This is a genomic window from Streptomyces sp. ATLC9, from assembly GCF_057196705.1.
Map to the genome: position 1 here is coordinate 1 of NZ_JBXUOY010000397.1, position 3639 is coordinate 3639.

At 74.9% G+C, this 3639-nt stretch carries 5 protein-coding genes; 3 read left to right on the forward strand and 2 right to left on the reverse strand.

Annotated features, from left to right (window positions below; genetic code table 11):
- Window positions 1–79 precede the first annotated feature (79 nt).
- The gene (locus AC2CJA_RS25345; protein WP_484605000.1) at window positions 80–634 is read right to left on the reverse strand and encodes an NADPH-dependent FMN reductase; all 555 of its coding nucleotides are present in this window, start codon (window positions 632–634) and stop codon (window positions 80–82) included.
- A 433-nt stretch (window positions 635–1067) separates the two neighbouring features.
- Between AC2CJA_RS25345 and AC2CJA_RS25350 the strand changes: the two genes are divergently transcribed.
- Window positions 1068–1289, forward strand: coding sequence for a hypothetical protein (locus AC2CJA_RS25350; protein WP_484605001.1), 222 nt, complete (start codon window positions 1068–1070; stop codon window positions 1287–1289).
- A 48-nt stretch (window positions 1290–1337) separates the two neighbouring features.
- On the opposite strand, the gene AC2CJA_RS25355 is transcribed toward AC2CJA_RS25350, so the two are convergent.
- Entirely contained in the window at window positions 1338–1559 is a 222-nt protein-coding gene (locus AC2CJA_RS25355; RefSeq protein ID WP_484605002.1) for a glycine zipper domain-containing protein, read from the reverse strand.
- 243 nt (window positions 1560–1802) lie between these two features.
- Here AC2CJA_RS25355 and AC2CJA_RS25360 point away from each other — a divergent pair, with 243 nt between their 5' ends.
- Together AC2CJA_RS25360 and AC2CJA_RS25365 are read left to right on the forward strand one after the other, a co-directional pair.
- Window positions 1803–2834, forward strand: coding sequence for a sulfotransferase (locus tag AC2CJA_RS25360; RefSeq protein WP_484605003.1), 1032 nt, complete (start codon window positions 1803–1805; stop codon window positions 2832–2834).
- A 66-nt stretch (window positions 2835–2900) separates the two neighbouring features.
- On the forward strand, window positions 2901–3311 hold the full coding sequence (locus AC2CJA_RS25365) for a VOC family protein (protein ID WP_484605004.1): 411 nt from the start codon (window positions 2901–2903) through the stop codon (window positions 3309–3311).
- Window positions 3312–3639 lie beyond the last annotated feature (328 nt).

A 3639-nucleotide genomic window follows, 5' to 3' on the forward strand; every position in this document is an offset into this window, starting at 1 on the left:
CCGGGGCCGATGACCCCCCGGCCCCGAACGGGCGGCGCGGCCGGGGGCCCCCGGCCGGCCGTTCCGCGTTTGCCGTCCCTCACACCGGATACGGCAGTTCCTGCCTCGCCCGCCGCAGGGCCGACGCCCACCAGGCGAGCTGGTCCAGCAGCGCGGTCGCGGCCCCGGCCGCCTCGCCCGCCCGGCGCGGCTCGCCGTCCGGCCCGAACTCCCGCCAGGCGTCGTGGAAGCTGACGGTCTCCCGGACCGTGGCCGCGTGCAGCTCGGCGAAGACCAGCCGCAGCTGCTCGACCGCCCGCAGCCCCCCGCCCCGTCCGCCGTAGGAGACGAAGCCGACCGGTTTGGCGCGCCACTCCGGCTTCAGGGAGTCGATCGCCGTCTTCAGCTCACCGGGGAAGCTGTGGTTGTACTCGGGCACCACGACCACGACGGCGTCGGCGGCGCCGACCCGCTCGCCGAGCGTCCGCCCGTCCCCGTCGGGCCGCACCAGGTCGATCACGTCGAGCTTCACGTCGTCGCGCAGCCCGGCCTGCCGGGCGAACCACTCCCCCACCGTGGTCACGAAGCGCCCCTCGCGCACGCTCCCCAGGATCACGGCGAGGCGGTACTGGTCCTGCTGTGCCGCTGCGGTCATCTCGTTCTCCCGTCCGCTTCCGTCGCGGCCCCGCCGCGGGGCCGCGACTGAGAAACTAGGACTTCAAACCGACTTGAGGTCAACCCCGCCACCGCGGCGGCGCGCCGCACCCGGCTCCGCACCCCGCCGTCACAGCCCGTTCCCCTTCCCGTGGCCCGTGTGAGGTCACGGTGAAAAATCCGCCGACACCGGCTTCGGAAGGAGACGGCCTGGATACGGAGAGCAACAGTCGCCCGTCAGAGGGCACCGACCGATCACGGAGCGCGATGGAATCCCGAACTCACCGCTCCCGGGCGATCTCCGCCGACGGCAGAGGTCTCCGGTGGGCACCGGCACCCGCACACACCGCGCACGCGCCGGACTCCGTGCCGGCCGCGCCACCGGACGGGCCGCCCGGGAAGGCCGTGGCGGCGCCACGGGCCGGGGCGGCGCGGTGAGCGCGGACGAGCGGGGCGAACTGCCCGCGCTCACGGTCGGTTCGGTGGCACGGGACCTGCGGGACGGGCGGATCGGAGACGTGATGGACGTCCGCCCCGGGCGGGTGTGGCCGCGCCCGGTCGGTGGCGGGCGGGAGTGGGACGCGGGGCCGGACGACGTCCGGCCGCTCACCGCGTACGAGCGGCACGACGCCCGTGGTCGCCGGACCCTGCCGTGACCGGGCCCGGCGCCGCGGCCCCCACCACCGCGGCCGGGGAGGAGCGGCTCAGCCCTCGTCCCCGGAGCCGCCGGGAGGCTCCCGGCGGCTCCGCCGGGCCGAACCGAAGGCGACGCCGAGTGCGATGCCCGCACCGATCCCGACGCCGAGGTTGTCGAACACCACCAGGCCCAGGGCGACCCCGATCGCCGTCCCGACGGCGATGCCCACCGCGACATCGCCGTTCCCCGGCTCACTCCTGCCGTTGTTGTTTCCGCCTGCTTCCGTCATACCCACACCCTGCCATCCGATGGCCCTCACCGGCGAACGGGCGGGTGCTCCGCGCGGGCCGTCGCCGCGCCGCCGTCAGGGGCAGCCCCCGGGTCCGTTCTGGCCGGAAGTCGCCCTGCCGCACGCCGCGGCCGGGTCCGTACGCTGCGGGACGGAGATCACCGACCGGCTCCGGCCCCGGCGCCGGCGCCGGAGCCGCAGCCGGACCGGGCGCGGGAGCGGGAGGGCATTGGGGTGGGAGACATGAGCGCACGGCCTCTGACGTTCGTGGTGGGCACGGGGCGGAGCGGTTCGACCGCGCTGTCGCGCGTGCTGAACCTGCACCGGGACATCCTCAGCCTCAACGAGCTGCTGGCCTCGGTCGGATCCGAGGGGATGCCCGAAGGGACGCTGGAAGGAGCGGAGTTCTGGCGTCTCCTGGCCGAGCCCAACCCGAGGTTCGACAGGATGATCCGCAGCGGCGCGCCCATCCCGGAGTTCCTCTACCCGCGCGGTCCCGGACGCTTCTCGGCCGACACCACCGGCATCCCCCGGCTGTCCCTGATGGTGCTGCCGCACCTCACCGACGATCCCGACGGCCTGCTGGACGAACTCGCCCCGCGGGTCCGCGCCTGGCCGCGCCGCCCGGTCGAGGAGCAGTACCGGGAGCTGTTCGGGCTGCTGTGCGACCGGTTCGGGCGGCGGGCGGTGGTGGAGCGCTCGGGTTTCTCGGTGGGGTGGGTGCCCCGGCTGCGGGCGGGCTTCCCCGAGGCGGGGTTCGTCCACCTCCACCGCGACGGGCCCGACTGTGCGCTGTCGATGAGCCGGCACACCGGATTCCGGATGATCTCGATGCTGGAGGAGATGTACGCGCTGCTGGGGCTGGAGCCCGGCGACGAGCTGACGCCCGGGCACGCCCGCGAGCTCCCGCCGGATCTGGCGGGCCTCCTCCAGGACCCGTTCGACCCCCGGCTGGTGTTCGACCGGGTGATGCCGGTGGCCCGGTTCGGGGAGATGTGGTCGCGGCTGGTGGCCGAGTGCCTGGAGCATCTGGCCCGGGTGCCGGGGGCGGCCCGGATGAGCCTGTCGTACGAGGACCTGCTGGACGCGCCGGAGCGGGAGCTGTCGCGGCTGGCCGGGTTCGCCGGCGTGGCGCCCGACGGGGAGTGGCTGGCGGCGGGCCGGGCGACGCTCGACCCGGGCAGGCGCGGGGCCTCGCTGCGACTGCCGCCGGACGAGCTGAGGGCGCTGCGGGAGGCCTGCGAGCCGGGGGAGCGTGCGCTGGCCGGGGTGTGAGGCGGCGGCGGTCCGGTCCGCGCCCGGCCCGGAGGCGGTGTCAGTGGGGGCGGCTACGGTCCCACCTTGACTTCTCGGCACAGCCGGAGCCCGTTCTCCGCACTCGGCCGTCTGACCGTCCTCGTCGAGGATCCGGACGACGCCCTGGCGTTCTACCGCGATGCCCTCGGACTGCGCGTGCTGTACGACCGGACGCTGGACGGCTACAGACATCTGCACCTGGGCGTCCCCGGACAGGAGGGGGCCGGTCTGTGGCTGATGCCCGCCACCGGCGAGGAGGAGCGCGGGCTGGTCGGGCGGCAGACGGGCGGGCAGCCGCTGCTCGTCCTCTACACCGACGACCTGGACGCGGTCGCCGCCCGTCTGCGCGAGCACGACGTACGGATGTGGGATCTGCGGGAGGACGCCGACGGCGGATCGCTGCACTTCGCCGACCTGTACGGGAACGTGATCGTCGCGGCTCGGACACACGGCTGACGGCACCGGGGCGCAGGGCGACGTGGGCGGGGCTCATGAGGTCCATGGGGGGCACACTGCCCGAGACGCGCGCCGCTCACCAAAGGCTTTTCACATCCGAAAGCCGTTCCCGTACGGGGGAATCCGGCGGGTCGCTCCGTGCGCCGACGGCCCGCCGGGGCTGCTCGGCCCTAGGCAGAAGCCATGGCTCCCCACGAAGACCATCACACTGCCGGACACGCCGCCGGAAGCACCGCTGAACCCACCGTCGAACCCACCAACGGGCCCGCCGCCCGCCGCGCCGCCGGAGCCGCTCCGTCGCTGTCGCGGCGGCGGTTCACCGCCGGCG

Coding starts and splice junctions, on each gene's coding strand:
- AC2CJA_RS25345 (WP_484605000.1), bottom strand. CDS start 634: ATGACCGCAGCGGCACAGCAGGACCAGTACCGCCTCGCCGTGATCCTG.
- AC2CJA_RS25355 (WP_484605002.1), bottom strand. CDS start 1,559: ATGACGGAAGCAGGCGGAAACAACAACGGCAGGAGTGAGCCGGGGAAC.
- AC2CJA_RS25360 (WP_484605003.1), top strand. CDS start 1,803: ATGAGCGCACGGCCTCTGACGTTCGTGGTGGGCACGGGGCGGAGCGGT.